Annotated in this window: 17 protein-coding genes and 1 pseudogene; 9 read left to right on the top strand and 9 right to left on the bottom strand. The window is 52.0% G+C overall.

From position 1 onward, the window contains the following. Nucleotides 1–78 precede the first annotated feature (78 nt). Entirely contained in the window at nt 79–816 is a 738-nt protein-coding gene (gene plsC, locus BZK42_RS15965; RefSeq protein ID WP_016154509.1) for a 1-acylglycerol-3-phosphate O-acyltransferase, read from the top strand. Nucleotides 817–887: 71 nt separating this feature from the next. Next, nucleotides 888–2300: a cell division protein FtsP gene (gene ftsP / locus BZK42_RS15960; protein WP_046276172.1), complete on the top strand. Its 1413-nt coding sequence runs from the start codon at nt 888–890 to the stop codon at nt 2298–2300. Between the two features lie 16 nt (nt 2301–2316). Here ftsP and BZK42_RS15955 read toward each other — a convergent pair whose 3' ends face one another. Further along, nucleotides 2317–3792 carry a TrkH family potassium uptake protein gene (locus BZK42_RS15955; protein ID WP_080859500.1) on the bottom strand — a complete coding sequence of 492 codons (1476 nt, stop codon included), beginning with the start codon at nt 3790–3792 and terminating at the stop codon, nt 2317–2319. Nucleotides 3793–3991: 199 nt separating this feature from the next. Here BZK42_RS15955 and BZK42_RS15950 point away from each other — a divergent pair, with 199 nt between their 5' ends. Next, nucleotides 3992–6163: a YgiQ family radical SAM protein gene (locus tag BZK42_RS15950; protein ID WP_003024532.1), complete on the top strand. Its 2172-nt coding sequence runs from the start codon at nt 3992–3994 to the stop codon at nt 6161–6163. Between the two features lie 85 nt (nt 6164–6248). Here BZK42_RS15950 and BZK42_RS15945 read toward each other — a convergent pair. The 3 genes and pseudogenes from BZK42_RS15945 to yqhD form a co-directional block, all read right to left on the bottom strand. Continuing rightward, nucleotides 6249–6386, bottom strand: a pseudogene (locus BZK42_RS15945) (hypothetical protein); the annotation flags it as partial. Nucleotides 6387–6477: 91 nt separating this feature from the next. Continuing rightward, nucleotides 6478–7305, bottom strand: coding sequence for a 2,5-didehydrogluconate reductase DkgA (gene dkgA / locus BZK42_RS15940; RefSeq protein ID WP_080859498.1), 828 nt, complete (start codon nt 7303–7305; stop codon nt 6478–6480). Between the two features lie 306 nt (nt 7306–7611). Next, the gene (yqhD, locus tag BZK42_RS15935) at nt 7612–8775 is read right to left on the bottom strand and encodes an alcohol dehydrogenase (RefSeq protein WP_003838168.1); all 1164 of its coding nucleotides are present in this window, start codon (nt 8773–8775) and stop codon (nt 7612–7614) included. 193 nt (nt 8776–8968) lie between these two features. Between yqhD and BZK42_RS15930 the strand changes: the two genes are divergently transcribed. Further along, complete coding sequence (locus tag BZK42_RS15930) at nt 8969–9868, top strand: AraC family transcriptional regulator (protein WP_029139662.1); 900 nt, start codon at nt 8969–8971, stop codon at nt 9866–9868. A 77-nt stretch (nt 9869–9945) separates the two neighbouring features. Here BZK42_RS15930 and yghB read toward each other — a convergent pair whose 3' ends face one another. Continuing rightward, entirely contained in the window at nt 9946–10605 is a 660-nt protein-coding gene (gene yghB, locus BZK42_RS15925) for a DedA family general envelope maintenance protein YghB (RefSeq protein WP_016154504.1), read from the bottom strand. A 131-nt stretch (nt 10606–10736) separates the two neighbouring features. Beyond that, a complete protein-coding gene (gene metC, locus BZK42_RS15920; RefSeq protein ID WP_016157474.1) occupies nt 10737–11924 on the bottom strand; it encodes a cystathionine beta-lyase in 1188 nt (395 codons plus the stop codon). A 250-nt stretch (nt 11925–12174) separates the two neighbouring features. Here metC and exbB point away from each other — a divergent pair, with 250 nt between their 5' ends. Then, nucleotides 12175–12909 carry a tol-pal system-associated acyl-CoA thioesterase gene (exbB, locus tag BZK42_RS15915; RefSeq protein ID WP_016154502.1) on the top strand — a complete coding sequence of 245 codons (735 nt, stop codon included), beginning with the start codon at nt 12175–12177 and terminating at the stop codon, nt 12907–12909. 6 nt (nt 12910–12915) lie between these two features. Beyond that, nucleotides 12916–13341: a TonB system transport protein ExbD gene (gene exbD / locus BZK42_RS15910; protein WP_016154501.1), complete on the top strand. Its 426-nt coding sequence runs from the start codon at nt 12916–12918 to the stop codon at nt 13339–13341. 71 nt (nt 13342–13412) lie between these two features. Here the strand turns inward: exbD and BZK42_RS15905 are convergent, their stop codons facing one another. Continuing rightward, entirely contained in the window at nt 13413–13820 is a 408-nt protein-coding gene (locus tag BZK42_RS15905; RefSeq protein WP_080859496.1) for a cytoplasmic protein, read from the bottom strand. A 1-nt stretch (nt 13821) separates the two neighbouring features. After that, the gene (locus BZK42_RS15900; RefSeq protein ID WP_080859494.1) at nt 13822–14226 is read right to left on the bottom strand and encodes a hypothetical protein; all 405 of its coding nucleotides are present in this window, start codon (nt 14224–14226) and stop codon (nt 13822–13824) included. Between the two features lie 104 nt (nt 14227–14330). Between BZK42_RS15900 and BZK42_RS15895 the strand changes: the two genes are divergently transcribed. Next, nucleotides 14331–14834: an ESA_00282 family adhesion-associated protein gene (locus BZK42_RS15895; RefSeq protein WP_080859492.1), complete on the top strand. Its 504-nt coding sequence runs from the start codon at nt 14331–14333 to the stop codon at nt 14832–14834. A gap of 68 nt (nt 14835–14902) precedes the next feature. On the opposite strand, the gene BZK42_RS15890 is transcribed toward BZK42_RS15895, so the two are convergent. Next, nucleotides 14903–15943 carry an aldo/keto reductase gene (locus tag BZK42_RS15890; RefSeq protein ID WP_080859490.1) on the bottom strand — a complete coding sequence of 347 codons (1041 nt, stop codon included), beginning with the start codon at nt 15941–15943 and terminating at the stop codon, nt 14903–14905. Between the two features lie 155 nt (nt 15944–16098). Between BZK42_RS15890 and yghX the strand changes: the two genes are divergently transcribed. Both yghX and BZK42_RS15880 read left to right on the top strand, forming a co-directional pair. After that, entirely contained in the window at nt 16099–16986 is an 888-nt protein-coding gene (gene yghX / locus BZK42_RS15885; RefSeq protein WP_049268743.1) for a YghX family hydrolase, read from the top strand. Between the two features lie 214 nt (nt 16987–17200). Further along, a complete protein-coding gene (locus BZK42_RS15880) occupies nt 17201–18841 on the top strand; it encodes a methyl-accepting chemotaxis protein (RefSeq protein ID WP_047414033.1) in 1641 nt (546 codons plus the stop codon). The last annotated feature ends 21 nt before the right edge of the window (nt 18842–18862 follow it).

Below are 18862 nucleotides of genomic sequence, written 5' to 3'. Positions count from 1 at the left end.
TTAACAAAGCCCTAACCTGATACTGCGTGATGAATCAGGTGACGTAAAATGCCAGGCTCTTAGGCCTCAGAGGTTGTTATGCTATATATTTTTCGTTTAATCATTACTGTTATTTACTGCGTTCTGGTCTGTATTTTCGGTTGCATATACTGTTTGTTCAGCCCACGAAATCCAAAACACGTCGCAACGTTCGGTCATATGTTTGGCCGCCTGGCTCCCCTTTATGGCCTGAAGGTTGAGTGCCGCATGCCGGCAGACGCGCAGAACTATGGTAATGCTATCTATATTTGTAATCATCAGAACAACTATGACATGGTTACCGCTGCGAATATTGTTCAGCCGCCGACGGTGACGGTAGGTAAAAAAAGCCTGTTGTGGATCCCATTCTTCGGGCTGCTGTACTGGTTAACCGGCAACCTGCTGATTGACAGAAACAACCGTACCAAAGCGCACAGCACCATTGCGGCGGTGGTGAATCATTTCAAAAAACGTCGTATTTCTATCTGGATGTTCCCGGAAGGAACGCGTAGCCGTGGTCGCGGTCTGCTGCCATTTAAAACCGGCGCGTTTCATGCGGCGATTGCGGCGGGTGTCCCGGTTATTCCGGTGTGCGTTTCAACCACCTCGAACAAGATAAAACTCAACCGACTCAATAATGGTCTGGCGATTGTAGAGATGTTGCCGCCGGTAGATATTAGCCACTTTGGGAAAGATCAGGTTCGTGAACTGGCAGCGCATTGCCGTACGCTGATGGAACAAAAAATCGCAGAACTCGATAAAGAAGTTGCTGAGCGGGAAGCCGCCGGTAAGGTTTAATCCGCGCAATTCGGGTTTGTTACAGGAAAAGATTTCCTGCGTGTTAATCGCCAGTTTTTCATGGAGTTTATATGTCATTCAGTCGGCGTCAGTTCATTCAGGCATCGGGGATCGCACTGTGTGCAGGTGCTGTTCCGCTGAAGGCTAATGCTGCCGGTCAGCAACAACCGTTACCCGTACCTCCGCTGCTGGAGTCCCGTCGGGGGCAGCCGTTATTTATGACGCTGCAACGCGCCCACTGGTCCTTCACGCAAGGCACGCGCGCACCTGTCTGGGGGATTAACGGTCGCTACCTGGGACCGACGATCCGCGTCTGGAAAGGGGATGACGTCAAGCTTATCTACAGCAACCGTCTGACTGAAAATGTCTCGATGACTGTCGCTGGATTACAGGTGCCAGGCCCGCTGATGGGCGGCCCGGCGCGCATGATGTCCCCTAATGCAGACTGGGCACCTGTGCTGCCGATTCGTCAGAATGCCGCTACGCTGTGGTATCACGCCAATACGCCAAATCGTACTGCCCAGCAGGTTTATAACGGTCTTGCCGGGATGTGGCTGATTGAAGATGAAGTGAGTAAATCACTGTCTATTCCCAACCACTACGGCGTGGATGATTTTCCGATCATTATCCAGGACAAGCGTCTGGACAACTTTGGTACGCCGGAGTACAGCGAACCCGGCAGCGGTGGTTTTGTCGGTGATACGCTGCTGGTCAACGGGGCGCAAAGCCCGTATGTCGAAGTCTCTCGCGGCTGGGTGCGTTTGCGTTTGCTGAACGCTTCAAACTCGCGTCGTTACCAGTTGCAAATGAGCGATGGCCGCGCGCTGCATGTGATTTCCAGCGATCAGGGATTTTTACCTGCGCCCGTTTCGGTGAAGCAGCTCTCGCTGGCGCCTGGCGAGCGCCGTGAGATCCTGGTGGATATGACTAACGGAAATGAGGTCTCTATCACCTGTGGTGAGGCGGCCAGCATTGTCGACAGGATCCGCGGATTCTTTGAGCCTTCCAGTATTCTCATCTCCACGCTGGTATTGACGCTGCGCCCGACCGGTCTCCTGCCGCTGGTGACCGACAGTCTGCCAATGCGCCTGCTGCCAACGGAAATCCTCAGTGGTTCACCGATTCGCAGCCGTGATATCAGTCTGGATGACGATCCCGGCATCAACGGTCAGCTGTGGGACGTCAACCGCATGGATATTACCGCTCAGCAGGGCTCCTGGGAGCGCTGGACGGTACGAGCGGATATGCCTCAGTCTTTCCATATCGAAGGCGTCTCGTTCCTGATCCGTAATGTGAATGGCGCAATGCCGTTCCCGGAAGACCGGGGCTGGAAAGATACCGTCTGGGTCGACGGCCAGGTTGAATTACTGGTCTACTACGGACAACCTTCCTGGGCTCATTTCCCGTTCTACTTTAACAGTCAGACGCTGGAAATGGCGGATCGTGGTTCGATCGGACAGATATTGGTGAACCCGGCGCCGTAATGCGCCGGAGTTTCCGTTACGCCCGCCAGAACATGCGCGAGAACAGGATCAGAATGGGGTAAATCTCCAGACGCCCCATGATCATGGCCGCGCACATCAGAAGTTTTGCCTCCTCGTTTAAGGTGCCAAACGTCGTTGCGGTGATGCCAAATCCCAGGCCCATGTTATTGATGCAGGCGGCAACGGTGGCGAAAGAGGAGAAGAGATCGTAGCCCATCAGATTGAGCGCCCAGATAAAAAAGCTGGTAAATAAAACGTAGAGAAAGAAAAAGCTCCATACCGAACGCACTACTCGGTCGCTTACCACGTTATTGCCCACTTTGATATTCAGCAGGGCGCGAGGATGCGCGAGCTGGTGTAACTCCTGACGGCATTGCTTGAACATAATCAAAAAACGCAGCACCTTAATCCCCCCGCAGGTCGAGCCGATACAACCGCCGAAGAAACTGGCGCTGAGCAGCATGAATATCGTGTGCGAAGGCCACTGCGCATAATCCGCCGTCGACAGGCCATTATCTGTCAGCATGGAGCTGGCTAGAAAAAAGGCATGCACCAGGCTGTCCGTTATCCCGTACATACCCGCCCGCCAGACCTGCCAGGTGGCGATCAGGGTGACAACCAGCGCAATAAGCAGAAAGAAACGCAGCTCGGCATTACGACGAAAGGGCTTAAAGGTACGTTTCACAATAGCTACGTACCAGAGGGTGAAGTTAAACGCAGACAGCAGTGAAAACAGTCCGGCGACTAACTCAATAGCGTGGCTGTTATAAAAGCCGATGCTCTCACTTCGGGTGGAAAATCCGCCGAGAGAGACCGTCGACAGCCCGTGGCATAAGGCATCGAAAAACGACATCCCGGCAACCCAGTAGGCCAGAGTACAAATAAGGCCGAGAATGACGTAGGTCAGCCACAGCGTACGTGCGGTATCAGCAAGCCTTGGCGTGAGGCGTTCTTCTTTAAAGGGACCTGGCATTTCAGACTGATACAGCTTCATACCACCAATACCCAGCAGGGGTAATACCGCCACGGCAAGGACAATAACCCCCAGGCCGCCAATAAAATTGAGCTGAGCCCGATAGTACAGATACGATTTCGGCAAGGCGCTGACGTCGTCAATCACCGTAGCGCCAGTGGTAGTTATCCCGGAAACCCCTTCGAACAGGGCATCGGCAAAGGAGAGATTTAAGCCATCGTCCATCCACATCGGCATGGCGCTGATAAACGAAAACAGCAGCCAGAACAGGACGATAATGACGAAGCCATCCCGGGTTCGTAGTTGAATTCCTGCATGTTTGGTTGCCAGCCACGCTCCACCGCCGAGGGTAAAGAACGTCATAAATGTGCTGAAAAAAGCGAAAAAGCTCCGCTCTTTATTTAACAGAGCAATGGTCATCGGCGGCAGCATGGAGAAGCTGTAGAGAAGAACCAGAAATCCGCACAGGTGAACAACTACCCGTAACTGGGAAATATGCAGTGAATCGTTGAGTCGCAATGAAAAATCCCCCGCCGAAAAAGAGTTATCTCAGCTGGCCGGCATGGTGTTAATTATGAATGATAAAAATGGGCGTCGTAAAATTTAACAATTTAAATCACTTTCTACTTGTCCGACTCAGACTCCACTTCATTTCTTGCCGACATACAGCGTATAATCCCCGGCCTTTGATTATTTTTTTACCATTTTTGGAAGCACTATGAGCGCAATATCCCTGATCCAGCCGGACAGAGACCTTTTCTCCTGGCCGCAGTACTGGGCTGCCTGTTTTGGCCCGGCACCATTTTTGCCGATGTCACGCGACGAAATGGACCAACTTGGCTGGGATAGCTGCGACATCATTCTGGTTACCGGCGATGCATACGTCGATCATCCCAGCTTTGGCATGGCAATTTGCGGCCGTATGCTGGAAGCGCAGGGCTTTCGTGTTGGGATTATCGCCCAGCCGGAGTGGAACAACAAAGACGATTTTATGCGTTTGGGTAAACCGAACCTGTTCTTTGGTGTAACCGCAGGCAACATGGATTCGATGATCAACCGTTATACCGCCGATCGACGACTGCGCCATGACGATGCTTATACGCCAGACAACGTGGCGGGCAAACGCCCGGACCGCGCGACGCTGGTCTATACCCAGCGCTGTAAGGAAGCATGGAAAGATGTGCCGGTTATTCTCGGCGGTATTGAGGCCAGCCTGCGCCGTACCGCGCACTACGACTACTGGTCTGATACCGTTCGTCGCTCCGTGCTGGTGGATTCAAAAGCCGACATGCTGATGTTCGGTAACGGCGAACGTCCGCTGGTGGAAGTGGCGCATCGTCTGGCGATGGGTGAAACTATCGATCAGATCCGCGACGTGCGTAACACCGCGATTATGGTTAAAGAAGCGCTGCCGGGCTGGAGTGGGGTGGATTCCACGCGTCTCGACACGCCGGGCAAAATTGACCCGATCCCGCATCCATACGGCGAGGATCTGCCGTGTGCCGACAACAAACCTGTCGCCCCGAAAAAGCAGGAAGCGAAAGCGGTAACCGTACAGCCGCCGCGCCCGAAACCGTGGGAAAAAACCTACGTGCTGCTGCCGTCCTTCGAAAAAGTGAAGGGCGATAAAGTGCTGTATGCACATGCGTCGCGTATCCTGCACCACGAAACCAACCCAGGCTGTGCGCGCGCGCTGATGCAAAAGCATGGCGATCGCTACATCTGGATCAACCCGCCAGCCATTCCGCTCTCTACCGAAGAAATGGACAGCGTCTTTGCGCTGCCGTACAAGCGCGTGCCGCATCCGGCGTATGGCGACAGCCGCATTCCGGCCTACGAGATGATCCGTTTCTCGATCAACATTATGCGTGGCTGTTTTGGCGGCTGCTCGTTCTGTTCGATCACCGAGCACGAAGGCCGCATTATCCAGAGCCGCTCTGAAGATTCGATCATCAATGAAATCGAAGCTATTCGCGACACCGTTCCGGGCTTTACCGGCGTGATTTCCGATCTCGGCGGCCCAACGGCGAACATGTATATGCTGCGCTGTAAGTCACCGCGTGCGGAGCAAACCTGCCGTCGTTTGTCATGCGTCTACCCGGATATTTGTCCGCATATGGATACCAACCACGAGCCGACGATTAACCTCTATCGCCGTGCGCGTGATTTGAAAGGCATTAAAAAGATCCTTATCGCTTCAGGTGTGCGCTATGACATCGCGGTTGAAGATCCGCGCTATATCAAAGAGCTGGCGACCCACCACGTGGGCGGCTATCTGAAGATTGCGCCAGAGCATACTGAAGAAGGCCCGCTGTCGAAGATGATGAAGCCGGGGATGGGCAGCTACGATCGCTTTAAGGAATTGTTCGACACCTACTCTAAACAGGCCGGTAAAGAGCAGTACCTGATCCCGTACTTTATTTCTGCGCATCCTGGGACGCGTGACGAGGATATGGTGAATCTGGCGCTGTGGCTGAAGCAACGTCGTTTCCGTCTGGATCAGGTGCAGAACTTCTATCCATCACCATTGGCGAACTCCACAACCATGTATTACACCGGGAAAAACCCGCTGGGTAAAATTGGTTACAAGAGTGAAGACGTGGTGGTGCCGAAAGGTGATAAACAGCGTCGTCTGCATAAAGCGCTGCTGCGTTACCACGATCCAGCCAACTGGCCGTTAATCCGCCAGGCGCTGGAAGATATGGGTAAAAAGCATCTGATCGGTGGTCGTCGCGAATGTCTGGTTCCGGCGCCTACGCTGGAAGAGATGCGCGAAGCGCGTCGCCAGAACCGTCATACCCGTCCGGCGTTGACCAAGCACACGCCTGTGGCACATCAGCGCCAGACGCCCGCCGCGAACAAAAAACGTGGGAAAGTAGCTGGGCGCTAATCTGTCTTGCCCGGGAGTGAAATGTTTACCGGGCCTGAAAGACCGTCGGCCGGATAAGGTGCCATCTGGCAGAAGTGCTCAGTAATTATGCCTCACGAATTCTGGCCGCTAATGCGGCCAGTTTTGCATCATCCGCCCGTTCACGATCGTGTGACGACAGATATCCTTCATACTGCTCGAAAAATTTGTTCTGCTGCGATTCAATCGGCTTCCAGTGGGGCAGAACGCATGGGACTCAATTAGCTGTGCACGTGGTCTTCGCCGAAATTCAAATCAGTAAAGGCCCGACGAGAGGTCGGGCAGGAGAGAAGGGGTTAACCGCCGAACTGGTCCGGGTCTGGTCCCAGACGTTTGCCCTGATCGAGCCTTGCGATTTCGCCTAATTCATCTTTATCCAGGCGGAAGTCCCAGACGTTATAGTTTTCTGCGATACGCGCAGGAGTGACTGATTTCGGAATAACCACCAGGCCGCTATCCAGATGCCAGCGGATGACAATCTGCGCCGGTGATTTGCCATATTTCTCCGCGAGATCGCGGATGATCTTTTGATCAAAGACGTCTTTGCCGCCCTGCGCCAGCGGGCTCCAGGATTCGGTCTGGATTTTATGCGTTGCGTTCCAGGCGTGCAGTTGGCGCTGTTGCATAAGCGGATGAAGTTCTATCTGGTTAATCACCGGTGGTACGCCGGTTTCATCCATCAGTCGCTGGAGATGATTGATCTGAAAGTTACACACGCCGATGCTCTTAATCAGCCCTTCTTTTTGCAGATCGATCATGCTTTCCCACGCTTCAACGTAGTGGTCGATCGCCGGAACTGGCCAGTGCATCAGATAAAGATCGAGGTAATCGAGCTGGAGTTTCTCCATGCTTTCAAGCAAGGCTTCCCGAGGGCGTTTCTGGTCATCATTCCATAGCTTGGTGGTGATGAATAACTCTTCCCGCGGTACGCCCGCATCGCGTATTGCTTTGCCGACACCTTCTTCGTTTTTGTACGCCGCAGCGGTATCAATTGAGCGATACCCCACTTCCAGCGCTTTATGAATGGCGGTGATGACCTCTTCATTACTTGCCTTCCAGACCCCCAGGCCCAGCTGCGGCATGACGTTACCATCCTGTAGTTTAATAATGGTTGGACCGGTCATAATTCCTCCCCTGAATTGAGTTTACCGAGGCAAGCCCCGGTAAGTTAGGTGTGACTTAAGTCTGGCCTATCCTCGTCATACTTCAAGCTGCATATGCGTTGGCTTTATTACTCGACCCATCCATGGGCCTCGTCCTTTCAAGGCCGCTGCAAGCAGCGTTCAAATCTGCTCCCGGCAGGTTTGTCGTTTCACCCCCAGTCACTGACTTATGTAAGCTCCTGGGGATTCTCTCCTTTGCCGCCTTTATGCAACTCGAAATATTTAGAATATAAATACCCAAAAATGAAAGGCGGAGGTGAAAAAACCTTAGCGGGCAGCTTCGTAAATCCGACGGCTGACCTCGAGCGTAATGTCCTGATGTTCGCCCAGTTTCGTACCGCCGTGCGCTTGCAGTTTTTCCAGTAGCGCCGGGATGGAACTACCGTCCAGGCCGTAGTCAGACAGACGAGTCGGTACGCCCATTTGTTCGAAGAAAGCGCGGGTTGCGGCAATAGCGGCGTCGATGCGTTGGTCATCGGAACCTTCGGTGATATTCCAGATACGCTCTGCGTATTGCAGCAGTTTGGCACGTTTGGTATCGCGTTTTTCATTCCACAGCGCTGGCAGAACGATAGCCAATGTTTGAGCATGATCCAGACCGTGCATTGCGGTCAGTTCGTGGCCCAGCATATGCGTTGCCCAGTCTTGTGGTACGCCTGCGCCAATCAGGCCGTTCAGCGCCTGGGTTGCCGCCCACATAACGTTCGCACGCACGTTGTAATTTTCCGGCTCCTGCAATGCTTTCGGGCCTTCTTCTACCAGCGTAAGCAGAATACCTTCAGCAAAGCGATCCTGAATTTTCCCGTCAACCGGATAAGTCACATACTGCTCAACGGTATGTACGAAGGCATCTACGACGCCGTTCGCAACCTGACGCGGCGGCAGGGTATAGGTGTAAACCGGATCCAGCACGGCAAATACCGGCTGCACAAATGGGGTCATAAAGGCCAGCTTATCGCCGGTGGTTTTACGCGAAATGACCGCGCCGGAGTTAGATTCAGAGCCGGTTGCTGGCAGGGTTAATACGGAGCCCATCGGGATAGCGCTTGTTACGTCGTTGCCGTGGGTTTCCAGAATGCGCCATGGATCGATGCCGTCAGCGTATTGTGCCGCAGCCGCGATGAATTTGGTGCCATCCAGCACCGAACCGCCGCCTACCGCTAGCAGGAACGTCACTTTCTCATCACGCACGATTTTTACCGCGTTCATCAGCGTTTCATAAGACGGGTTCGGCTCAATACCGCCAAACTCCAGCACGTCCAGGCCTTTCAGCGCATCCTGAACCTGTGCCAGGACACCGGTTTTTTTCACGCTACCGCCGCCATAGGTAACCAATACGCGAGCATCCTGAGGGATTTGATCGCGCAGCTCAGCAATCGCACCTTTACCAAACAGAATGCGGGTTGGGGTATGGAGATTAAAGTTGTTCATTGCTCGTTCCCTTATGTGGGTAAAAAAGAGGGCAGGAGAGTGTCTGCCGGATGATGAACATTGTGGTCGTCAGCCGCGCTGCTCTCAATGCTCATTTCTGCCGATGTCTTGCCCATTTCTACAGACTGCTGGAGAAAACGGATAAATCTGCGCATTATGTCAGGGTTGCAAACCGATGATGAAATGGTGCTCTATGAACCGTGATGAGATCTGCCTCCTGCTGACAGATAAAATTAAGCAGCTGAAAAACAATGAAAATAAACTCAGCGAACTGCTGCCAGATGTCCGCCTACTGCACGGCACTGAGCCGGCAGCGCGTACACCGGTAATGTATCAGCCAGGAATCATATTTCTCTTTTCGGGACATAAAATTGGTTATATCAATGAACGTGTATTTCGTTATGACGCCAACGAATACCTGTTGCTAACCGTACCGTTACCCTTTGAATGTGAAACGTATGCAACGCCGGAGGTTCCCTTGGCCGGTATCTACCTGAATGTCGATATTCTGCAATTGCAGGAGCTGTTGATGGACATTGGGGAAGATGAGCTGTTCCAGCCCGCCATGGCGGCCAGCGGGATCAACTCCGCGACGCTTTCTGACGAAATACTGTGCGCCGCTGAGCGCCTGCTGGATGTGATGGAGCGACCGCTGGATGCGCGTATTCTGGGGAAACAGATTATTCGCGAGATCCTCTACCATGTGCTGACCGGGCCGCGCGGCGGCGCATTACTGGCGCTGGTCAGTCGCCAGACGCATTTCAGTTTGATAAGCCGGGTGCTGAAGCGCATTGAAACCAAATACACCGAAAATCTCAATGTCGAACAGCTGGCGGCAGAAGCGAACATGAGCGTGTCGGCGTTTCATCATAATTTTAAAGCGGTGACCAGTACGTCGCCGCTGCAATACCTGAAGAGCTATCGTCTGCATAAAGCACGGATGATGATGATCCACGACGGGATGAAGGCCAGTGCGGCTGCCATGCGCGTCGGCTATGAGAGCGCATCGCAATTCAGTCGGGAATTCAAACGTTTCTTTGGCGTAACGCCGGGGGAGGATGCAGCCAGAATTCGAATGATGCAGGGGAGTTAAACTTGCTCAGCGCTGGCCTGATAAGCGAAACGTCATCAGGCGAAAATGCCGGGGGAACCCCGGCCTACGGTTAATACTCAGGCGCTACAGTATTTTTTTTTAATCACTACAAACAGGGTTCCCAACAGACCCGCGGTTAACAGGGCAATCGGCAGGATCATTAAAAAGGTCATCACCTGATCTTCATGGCGTTTGACGAACGGGATCATGCTCAGCGCATAGCCAAAGCCGGTGACGACGGTGACCCACAGCAGACCGCTCAGCCAGTTAAAAAACTGGAACCGACGGTTTGGCAGACCCGAAATTCCCGCCATTGTTGGCAGCAAGGTACGAACGAATGCCAGGAAACGCCCAGCCAGCAGTGCCATCAGCCCGTGTTGGTCAAACATGCAGGTAGCGCGCTGATGATATTTATCAGGTAATTGCGCCAGCCAGCCTTTTACCGTCCGCGTGTTGCCCAGCCAGCGTCCCTGAATGTAGCTCAGCCAGCAGCCCAGACTGGCTGCGGCAGTCAGAATAGCTATGGTAGGTATAAAACTCATCACGTCCTGAGCGATCAGCGCCCCTGCCAGCAATAACAGGCTGTCTCCGGGTAAAAAGGAGGCAGGCAGCAGGCCATTTTCTAAAAACAGTGTGGCGAACATTACGAAGTACACCACGCTCACAACGTGCGGATCCGCCAACGCGGCAAAATCGTGTTGCCAAAGCGCGGAGACAATATCTTGAATGACTACCATGGACTTTCCTGTGGAACAGCGTTTATGTGTGGATTGTACTCCTGAATTGTCCGGGATGCCTTGATCCCGGACGCAACAATTGCAGACTTTTCCACCAGAAGTGTCTGCATATATGTCCATCTATGGCAATTTTACTCGATTCGGGCAAATCCTGCGGCCAAATCGGCAATCAGATCGTCAACATTCTCTAAACCGATATGCAAACGGATGAGCGTTCCACTGAAGTCCACCTCGCCTTGCGGACGGATTGCCGCAATGTGTTCCGGCTGATTAGCGAGAATCAGCGACTCAAAACCGCCCCAGGAGTAGGCCATGCTGAACAGGCTGAAGTGGTCCAGATACGCGGCCAGCTCTTCATGATTTAGTTTCTTATTCAATACAAATGAGAACAGTCCGCTGCTGCCGGTGAAATCACGCTTCCAGAATTCGTGGCCTTTACTGCCGGGCAGCGCGGGGTGGTTCACGCGGGCGACCTGCGGATGGCTGGCCAGCCACTCGGCGACCTTTAAGCTGCTTTCATGATGTTGGCGCAGGCGAACGCTTAGCGTACGCAGTCCGCGGCTGGTCATATAGGCGGTATCGGCGTCCAGCATTTGCCCCATCAGATAGGCATTTTCGCGCAGTTGATCCCAGCAACGGGCATTAGCTACCGCAGTGCCGACCATGGCGTCGGAATGGCCAATCAGATATTTGGTACCAGCCTGAATAGAAATGTCGATGCCAAAATCCAGTGCTTTGAACAGCACCCCGGCAGCCCAGGTGTTATCAATTATGATGATCGCATCCGGCGCGACGCTTCTGACGGCGGCAACAATAGCAGGGACATCATGTACTTCCATGGTGACAGAGCCGGGAGATTCCAGAAATACGACTTTAGTGTTCGGCTGTATGTGCTTCACAATATCGGCACCAACCAGCGGATCGAACCATCCGGTGGACACGCCGAGTTTGCCGAGAATTTTGGTGCAGAAATCCTGGCTGGGTTCATAGGCGGTGTTGGTCATCAGCACATGATCCCCTTGTTCCACAAAGGCGAGGATAGTGTTGGCAACGGCCGCCGCGCCGCAGGGGAACAACGCGCAACCCGCGCCGCCTTCCAGTTCACACATTGCCTCTTGCAGGGAAAAATGCGTCAGGGTTCCGCGACGTCCATAGAAAAGCGCACCGTTAGCACGGTTGTGCGTAGCCTGCTTTTTGGCCTCTACGGTGTCAAACACTAGCGAAGAAGCGCGCTGGATCACGCTATTTACCGCGCCCAGCGTGTACTTTTTACTGCGTCCTGCGTGAACGAGTTTGGTTTCAAGTTGCTTATCTGCCATGTCGTCTTACCTGTTTTTATACGTCTGGATGTCTAAACTACCATGAATCAAAGATGACGCATCCTGCAGAACGCTCATACAGTAGAAAATAATCTCAAAATGCTTCTGGTGACTTTTTTACTGCGTAAGCGCAAGGAAAAGAAACCAAAGGTGCGGCAATATGTAAATAGTAATGAGAACGACTATCAATTCGACGTCGTTTTGATATCATTACGCTCAGATTTTGTGATTTGCGTCCTGGAGATACAGAGTGGGTAATAATTTGATGCAGACGGATCTTTCCGTCTGGGGTATGTATCAGCACGCCGATATCGTGGTTAAGTGCGTGATGATTGGGCTGATTTTGGCATCAGTGGTCACCTGGGCTATCTTCTTTAGTAAGAGCCTTGAGTTCTTTACTCAGAAACGCCGCCTTAAGCGTGAACAGCAACTGCTGGCGGACGCCCGCTCTTTAGACCAGGCAAATGAGATTGCTGCAGGATTTGATGGCAAAAGCCTGGGCGCACAGTTGATTTACGAAGCGCAGAACGAACTGGAATTGTCAGAAGGCAGCGACGACAACGAAGGTATTAAAGAGCGTACCGGCTTCCGTCTGGAGCGTCGTGTGGCGGCGGTAGGTCGTCATATGGGACGTGGTAACGGCTACCTGGCCACCATCGGGGCTATCTCTCCATTTGTGGGTCTGTTCGGTACCGTATGGGGCATCATGAATAGCTTCATCGGGATTGCACAAACCCAAACGACCAACCTGGCCGTTGTTGCGCCGGGTATCGCAGAAGCACTGTTAGCGACGGCGATCGGTCTGGTCGCGGCAATTCCTGCGGTCGTTATCTACAACATTTTCGCACGTCAGATTGGCAGCTATAAAGCGATGCTGGGCGATGTCGCGGCACAGGTACTGTTGCTGCAAAGTCGCGATCTGGACCTGAACGCTAGCGCTTCTGCCCATCCGGTACGTGCAGCGCAGAAATTACGTGTAGGATAATGTTCCATGGCAATGAGCTTTAATGAAAACCTGGACGATAACGGTGAAATGCATGAAATCAACGTGACACCGTTTATCGATGTTATGTTGGTTTTATTGATCATCTTTATGGTGGCCGCACCGTTGGCAACGGTGGATGTGAAGGTGAATCTCCCGGCTTCCACCAGCACGCCGCAGCCGCGTCCAGAAAAACCGGTTTACCTGTCTGTTAAAGCCGATAAGAGTATGTTTATTGGCAACAATCAGGTGACGGATGACACCATGATTAGCGAATTAAATACGCTGACCGATGGGAAGAAAGACACCACGATTTTCTTCCGTGCGGATAAAACCGTCGATTATGAAACCATGATGAAAGTTATGGATACGTTGCATCAGGCGGGTTTCCTGAAGATTGGTCTGGTCGGTGAAGAGACCGTGAAAGCGAAGTAATCCTGATTGCCGGGTAATGGTTGTTGCCTTACCCGGCCTTCCTCTCCTGATTCAACTCTCCCTACACGCCCTTATCTGTCCTCATCCAGTGCGACTGCCGTTATCCTGGTGGGTTCGTAGTTTCCTTCAGACAGTTTACGCGTCAGGCGTAAGGTGGCTGTTTCTCGCTGGAGTATATGCTGGTATGTGCTCTCCAGCCGGGCCATGATTTTGTCCCGTAGTTCTGGTTGCTGCTCCATAATGGCTTCAATCGCGGCGCCATAGATCTCTTCTTTAGCCTGTAGCGCATAAATTTCGCGACGATTTTGCCATTTCATCCGCACCAGCGCGGCGGGAATAGAGCCCATCTCCTGGGCAACGCTTTCCAATGTCGCATTTTTATTGGCAATCAATACGGCTAAATTTTGCTTTAAGACAAACTCATCGCTTTTATGGTCATCTAAAGCCAAATAAACATTATTATCCTCAACATCTTTCATTTTATTTCTCTTCCAGAGAATAAAAAATAGGATCGCTGGTCTCACGCGTAATTAAATTAAGCCAAATTTTATTACCCTGTTCATTTACGCTGGCTGTTTTTGTCGATAAAATTTTACTTAATTCTTGAGCGTTAATGTCGCCTTCCGCTTGTAGTGAATTGAGCAGGCGAGTGAAGGACTCAATTTTTGCGGCACGAAACAGGCGCTCTTTTAAATGGCGATCGCACTCTTCAAATAACATATTGCGCGCCTGGCCGTTAGCTGTAGAGCTAATCAAAATATCGGGTTCGTAATCGCTTAATGTTCTCTTTCCCTGAGTCAAATTTTCACTATTATCTGCGGGACGGGTATTAGTAGATGAGCTGGATAAGTGAAAACGCGAGGGAACAAGATGCTCGGGAAGCATGTTGAAATATCCTTTGATGCCAATGATATGTTGTTCTAAATAAACCAGGCTGCGTTGACAATAGCATGGCGTAATTTTAAAATCAAAAAAAATGGAGCCAGTATATGAACAGTATATTTTATTCTGTTATTACCCTGCTATTGCTTACCTGCGGGGTACTTTTGTTGATGCGCAGTGCAAATAAAAACCGATATGCAGAAAATGGGCACTTTGAAAACCAGCCGGAAATGCTGAGTAAAGAAGAGGGGGAAGATCATTTTTCGGTACTGATGAATTCGATTACCCCAGTATGGTATTGGCGCGTTAATCACGAATATATCGATTTTATCCACTCCACGATCAAGCGGATGACAATGGTGGAGCTAAATGAGACGCCAGGGTTATTTGATGCACAGCGGCGTTGTAGCGATCTCAACTCTGCGGTGTATAAATATTACGACAATATAAAAAAGCGCTGTCTGAGCGGTGAGAAAGTCCCGCATGCCGATCTGGATGTGCTTAACTTACGCCAGTGCTTCAGGGAGTTCAGTCTGGAGGCTTATCCTGCGCTTGTCGCGCTGGTGTGGCCGGAATTTCAACGTCCAGAGATCAAAGCGGAAGAGGTGTGAAGGGATTGGCTGGCCCTGTTACGTGCCGGGGAGGCTAACGCCGCTTCCCGGCACAGAGTTACAAACGGCTATTTGTCAGATGAGGCCTGCCACAGGTTCAGTTTACCATCCGCGACATGCTTATCGATCTGCGCCAGTTCTTCGGCGCTGAACGTCAGGTTAGACAACGCCTGAACGTTCTCCTCCAGTTGCTCCGGTCGGCTGGCGCCAATTAATACCGACGTCACCCGGTTGTCTTTCAGCAGCCAGCTTAAGGCCATTTGCGCCATCGACTGTCCGCGCTGTTGCGCCATCTCATTGAGCAAACGCAGGCTGTTAAGGTTTTCTTCCGTCAGCATATTTTCCGTCAGCCCACGAACTTTTTTCCCTTCACGCTGCATGCGTGAACCTTCCGGAATGCCGTTGAGGTATTTCCCCGTCAGCAGCCCCTGGGCCAGCGGCGTAAATGCGATGCAGCCCATGCCGTTGGATTCCAGCGTATCCAGCAGACCGCTGCTGTCTACCCAACGGTTAAGCAGGTTGTAAGAAGGCTGGTGGATCAGCAGCGGAATTTTCCATTCCCGCATCAGCTCGGCCATTTTCAGCGTACGCTCCGGAGAATAGGATGAGATGCCGACATACAGCGCTTTACCGCTTTGCACCGCATGGGCCAGCGCTGAGGCGGTCTCTTCCATTGGCGTATTTTCGTCAACGCGGTGAGAGTAGAAGATATCGACATAGTCGAGGCCCATGCGTTTCAGGCTCTGGTCGAGGCTGGCGAGCAGGTATTTGCGCGAACCGCCAGAACCGTATGGCCCTGGCCACATGTCATAGCCTGCCTTGGTGGAGATGATCAGTTCATCACGATAGTGTGCAAAATCCTCGCGCAATAATCGGCCAAAATTCTCTTCTGCGCTGCCCGGAGGCGGCCCGTAGTTATTGGCTAAATCAAAATGCGTGATGCCTAAATCAAATGCTTTACGCAGCAGAGCTCGCTGTGAATCCAGCGCCTGAACGTGCCCAAAACTGTGCCACAAACCCAGTGATAGCGCGGGTAAACGTAAACCGCTGCGCCCACAGTAGCGATAGAGCATCTGCTCGTAACGTTCAGGATTGGCAAACCAGTCCATGAGATCTCCTTAGTGCAGGTGAATTTCGAAACAACGTTTCTATTCTAGCGGGTTCATGGTGAATATCCCGTTCACCAGGTCACACTGGAATGAAAAACTGGGCAAAAACAGACCACTGTGCTTTGCTTAAAAAAACATCGATCCGGAGTGCTGCCATGTCGCGTCTAACTGCCAAAGACTTTCCGCAAGAATTACTCGACTACTATGACTATTACGCTCATGGCAAAATAACGAAACGCGAGTTTCTCAATCTTGCTGCGAAATATGCTGTCGGCGGTATGACGGCGCTGGCATTATTCAATGTATTGAAACCCAATTATGCCCTCGCAACGCAGGTGGAGTTCACCGATCCTGATATCCTGGCGGAATACATGACTTATCCTTCACCTGAAGGGCATGGTGATGTGCGTGGGTATCTGGTTAAACCTGCGAAAGCGACGGGGAAAGTTCCGGCGGTAGTGGTGGTGCATGAGAATCGTGGGCTGAATCCGTATATTGAGGATGTGGCACGGCGGGTGGCGAAGGCGGGCTATATTGCACTCGCGCCTGATGGATTAAGTTCAGTAGGGGGCTATCCTGGCAATGATGATAAAGGTCGGGAGTTGCAGCAGCAGGTTGACCCCGTAAAGCTGATGAACGACTTCTTTGCCGCCATTGAATTTATGCAGCGTTATTCAGGCGCGACGGGAAAGGTGGGTATCACCGGATTTTGCTACGGTGGCGGCGTATCGAATGCCGCAGCCGTTGCTTTTCCTGAACTGGCCTGCGCAGTGCCTTTTTATGGGCGTCAGGTTCCTGCATCAGATGTCCCTAAAATAAAAGCGCCTTTATTACTGCACTATGCGCAATTAGATACCCGAATTAATGAGGGATGGCCTGCCTATGAAGCGGCGCTCAAAGCCAATAAGAAAGTCTATGAGGCATATATCTATCCCGGCGTTAATCATGGTTTTCATAATGACTCGACACCGCGTTATGATAATGCTGCCGCTGATTTGGCCTGGGAGCGTACTCTTGCATGGTTTAACAAATATTTACGATAGAAAACAAGGGATTATTTAATGCTTCAGGTTAATTATCTGAATAATAATGCTAGCTAATTTCATTAGCATTCATGTTGATATAGTGTAAATAATATTGGATGCACTTAAGAAAGTAAAAAAATAAAGAATGCATTATATCTTCTCTGTTGCCTGCCGATAACAAGGATAAGTATCGCCTGATGGCGAATTCCTCATCAACGGCAAGGAAATTATTATGCGTTTGCTGAAAAACTTCACTATTCGTATTGTCATGTTGGCAATACTGGGACTTTTTTGCCTGCTCTGGTCGGGCGTGGGTTTATTCAGTCTTCATTCTTTATCAAAAATATCTGAAGGCAATGATATTGACCGTCATCTTGTCCATCAGATGACGGTGCTCAGTCAGGGGAACGATCAGTATTTTCGCTTCGTAACGCGCTTAAGTCGCGCCATGGATGTCAAAATGAGCGGCGGAACGCCTGATTTTGCACCAGCGCAGCAGTCCCTGGAGAATATGAGCAAAAAACTCCAGGAGATGAAAACGTTGTCTCCGGGGCCTATGGATCCGGACGTTGCCGCGGCAGTACTGACGAAGTGGCAGGCGCTGCTGGATAACGGGGTGATTCCGCAAATGCAACTGGCGCAGCAGGGCACGCTTACGGCCTTTGCGGAGCATGCCAGCACCGTTACGCCAGCGCTAAGCCGTGAATTTGGCGCCAGTGCCGAACGTTTTAACGCCACGGCAGGTGAGCGGCTTGATACCACGCGTGTCATGGTCGATGGCAAAACGTCTATCATCCGGACGCTAATTATTACCGCCGTGATCCTCGGTATTGCTCTCCTGTTCTTCACAGATCGTTACCTCGTCGCCATGATGGTGAAACCCCTGGGACGTATCCGCCAGCAGTTCCAGCAGATTGCTCAGGGCGATCTCAGCCATCCAATCGAAGATTTTGGTCGTAACTGCGTGGGCCAACTGGTGCCGTTATTGTGCGCGATGCAGGACAGCCTGCGTGAAGCCGTCAGTACAATTCGCTCAGGTAGTGACAACATCTGGCGAGGGGCTACGGAAATTTCCACCGGCAATAACGATCTCTCATCGCGTACTGAGGAGCAGGCTGCGGCGCTGGAAGAGACCGCTGCCAGCATGGAGCAACTGACCGCAACGGTAAAACTGAACGCCGAAAACGCGCGTGAAGCCAGCCAGCTTGCCGATACGGCGACAGAGACGGCAGGTAAAGGGAGCAGCCTGGTTTCAGAAGTGGTTGAGACGATGGACGGCATTGCCGCCAGCTCTAAACAGATCGCGGAAATTACGTCTGTTATTAATAGCATTGCCTTCCAGACCAATATTCTGGCGCTGAACGCGGCAGTTGAAGCTGCCAGAGCAGGTGAGCAGGGGCGTGGTTTTGCCGTTGTTGCCGGTGAGGTGCGTAACCTTGCCAGCCGTAGCGCCGGGGCGGCGAAAGAGATTGAGACGCTGATTGGCGAATCGTCGCGTCGCGTCGATCAGGGCGCTCGACTGGTTAAAGAGACGGGATTAACCATGGAGGCGATTCTGCGCGGAGCCACCGAAGTGACCGTTATCATGAAGCAAATTGCTTCTGCCTCAGAAGAACAGAATAAGGGCATTTCGCAGGTGAGCGTGGCGATCACGCAGATGGACAGCGTAACGCAACAGAACGCCGCGCTGGTAGAGCAAGTTTCCGCCGCAGCTGTGGCGCTTGAACGGCAAACGGAAGAGCTGCAACGCTCGGTACAACAGTTCCGCCTTTCAGCAAACGATGTGCAGTACGCCGCCGCCAGCACCGCTTCCCCTTCAGCAGACAGCAAAACGTCTGCGGCCGCTAAAAAGGATGAATGGGTGTCCTTTTAAGCGGGCATAAAAAAGTACGTG

This window comes from Citrobacter braakii, from assembly GCF_002075345.1.
GTDB lineage: Bacteria > Pseudomonadota > Gammaproteobacteria > Enterobacterales > Enterobacteriaceae > Citrobacter > Citrobacter braakii.
Note: the sequence above shows the minus strand (reverse complement) of the source record. Positions and strands in the feature narration are given on the sequence as shown.

Excerpts from the sequence above, each read along its gene's own strand:
- plsC (WP_016154509.1), top strand. The coding sequence starts at position 79 with ATGCTATATATTTTTCGTTTAATCATTACTGTTATTTACTGCGTTCTG.
- ftsP (WP_046276172.1), top strand. The coding sequence starts at position 888 with ATGTCATTCAGTCGGCGTCAGTTCATTCAGGCATCGGGGATCGCACTG.
- BZK42_RS15950 (WP_003024532.1), top strand. The coding sequence starts at position 3,992 with ATGAGCGCAATATCCCTGATCCAGCCGGACAGAGACCTTTTCTCCTGG.
- dkgA (WP_080859498.1), bottom strand. The coding sequence starts at position 7,305 with ATGACCGGTCCAACCATTATTAAACTACAGGATGGTAACGTCATGCCG.
- yqhD (WP_003838168.1), bottom strand. The coding sequence starts at position 8,775 with ATGAACAACTTTAATCTCCATACCCCAACCCGCATTCTGTTTGGTAAA.
- BZK42_RS15930 (WP_029139662.1), top strand. The coding sequence starts at position 8,969 with ATGAACCGTGATGAGATCTGCCTCCTGCTGACAGATAAAATTAAGCAG.
- yghB (WP_016154504.1), bottom strand. The coding sequence starts at position 10,605 with ATGGTAGTCATTCAAGATATTGTCTCCGCGCTTTGGCAACACGATTTT.
- metC (WP_016157474.1), bottom strand. The coding sequence starts at position 11,924 with ATGGCAGATAAGCAACTTGAAACCAAACTCGTTCACGCAGGACGCAGT.
- exbD (WP_016154501.1), top strand. The coding sequence starts at position 12,916 with ATGGCAATGAGCTTTAATGAAAACCTGGACGATAACGGTGAAATGCAT.
- BZK42_RS15905 (WP_080859496.1), bottom strand. The coding sequence starts at position 13,820 with ATGAAAGATGTTGAGGATAATAATGTTTATTTGGCTTTAGATGACCAT.
- BZK42_RS15900 (WP_080859494.1), bottom strand. The coding sequence starts at position 14,226 with ATGCTTCCCGAGCATCTTGTTCCCTCGCGTTTTCACTTATCCAGCTCA.
- BZK42_RS15895 (WP_080859492.1), top strand. The coding sequence starts at position 14,331 with ATGAACAGTATATTTTATTCTGTTATTACCCTGCTATTGCTTACCTGC.
- BZK42_RS15890 (WP_080859490.1), bottom strand. The coding sequence starts at position 15,943 with ATGGACTGGTTTGCCAATCCTGAACGTTACGAGCAGATGCTCTATCGC.
- yghX (WP_049268743.1), top strand. The coding sequence starts at position 16,099 with ATGTCGCGTCTAACTGCCAAAGACTTTCCGCAAGAATTACTCGACTAC.
- BZK42_RS15880 (WP_047414033.1), top strand. The coding sequence starts at position 17,201 with ATGCGTTTGCTGAAAAACTTCACTATTCGTATTGTCATGTTGGCAATA.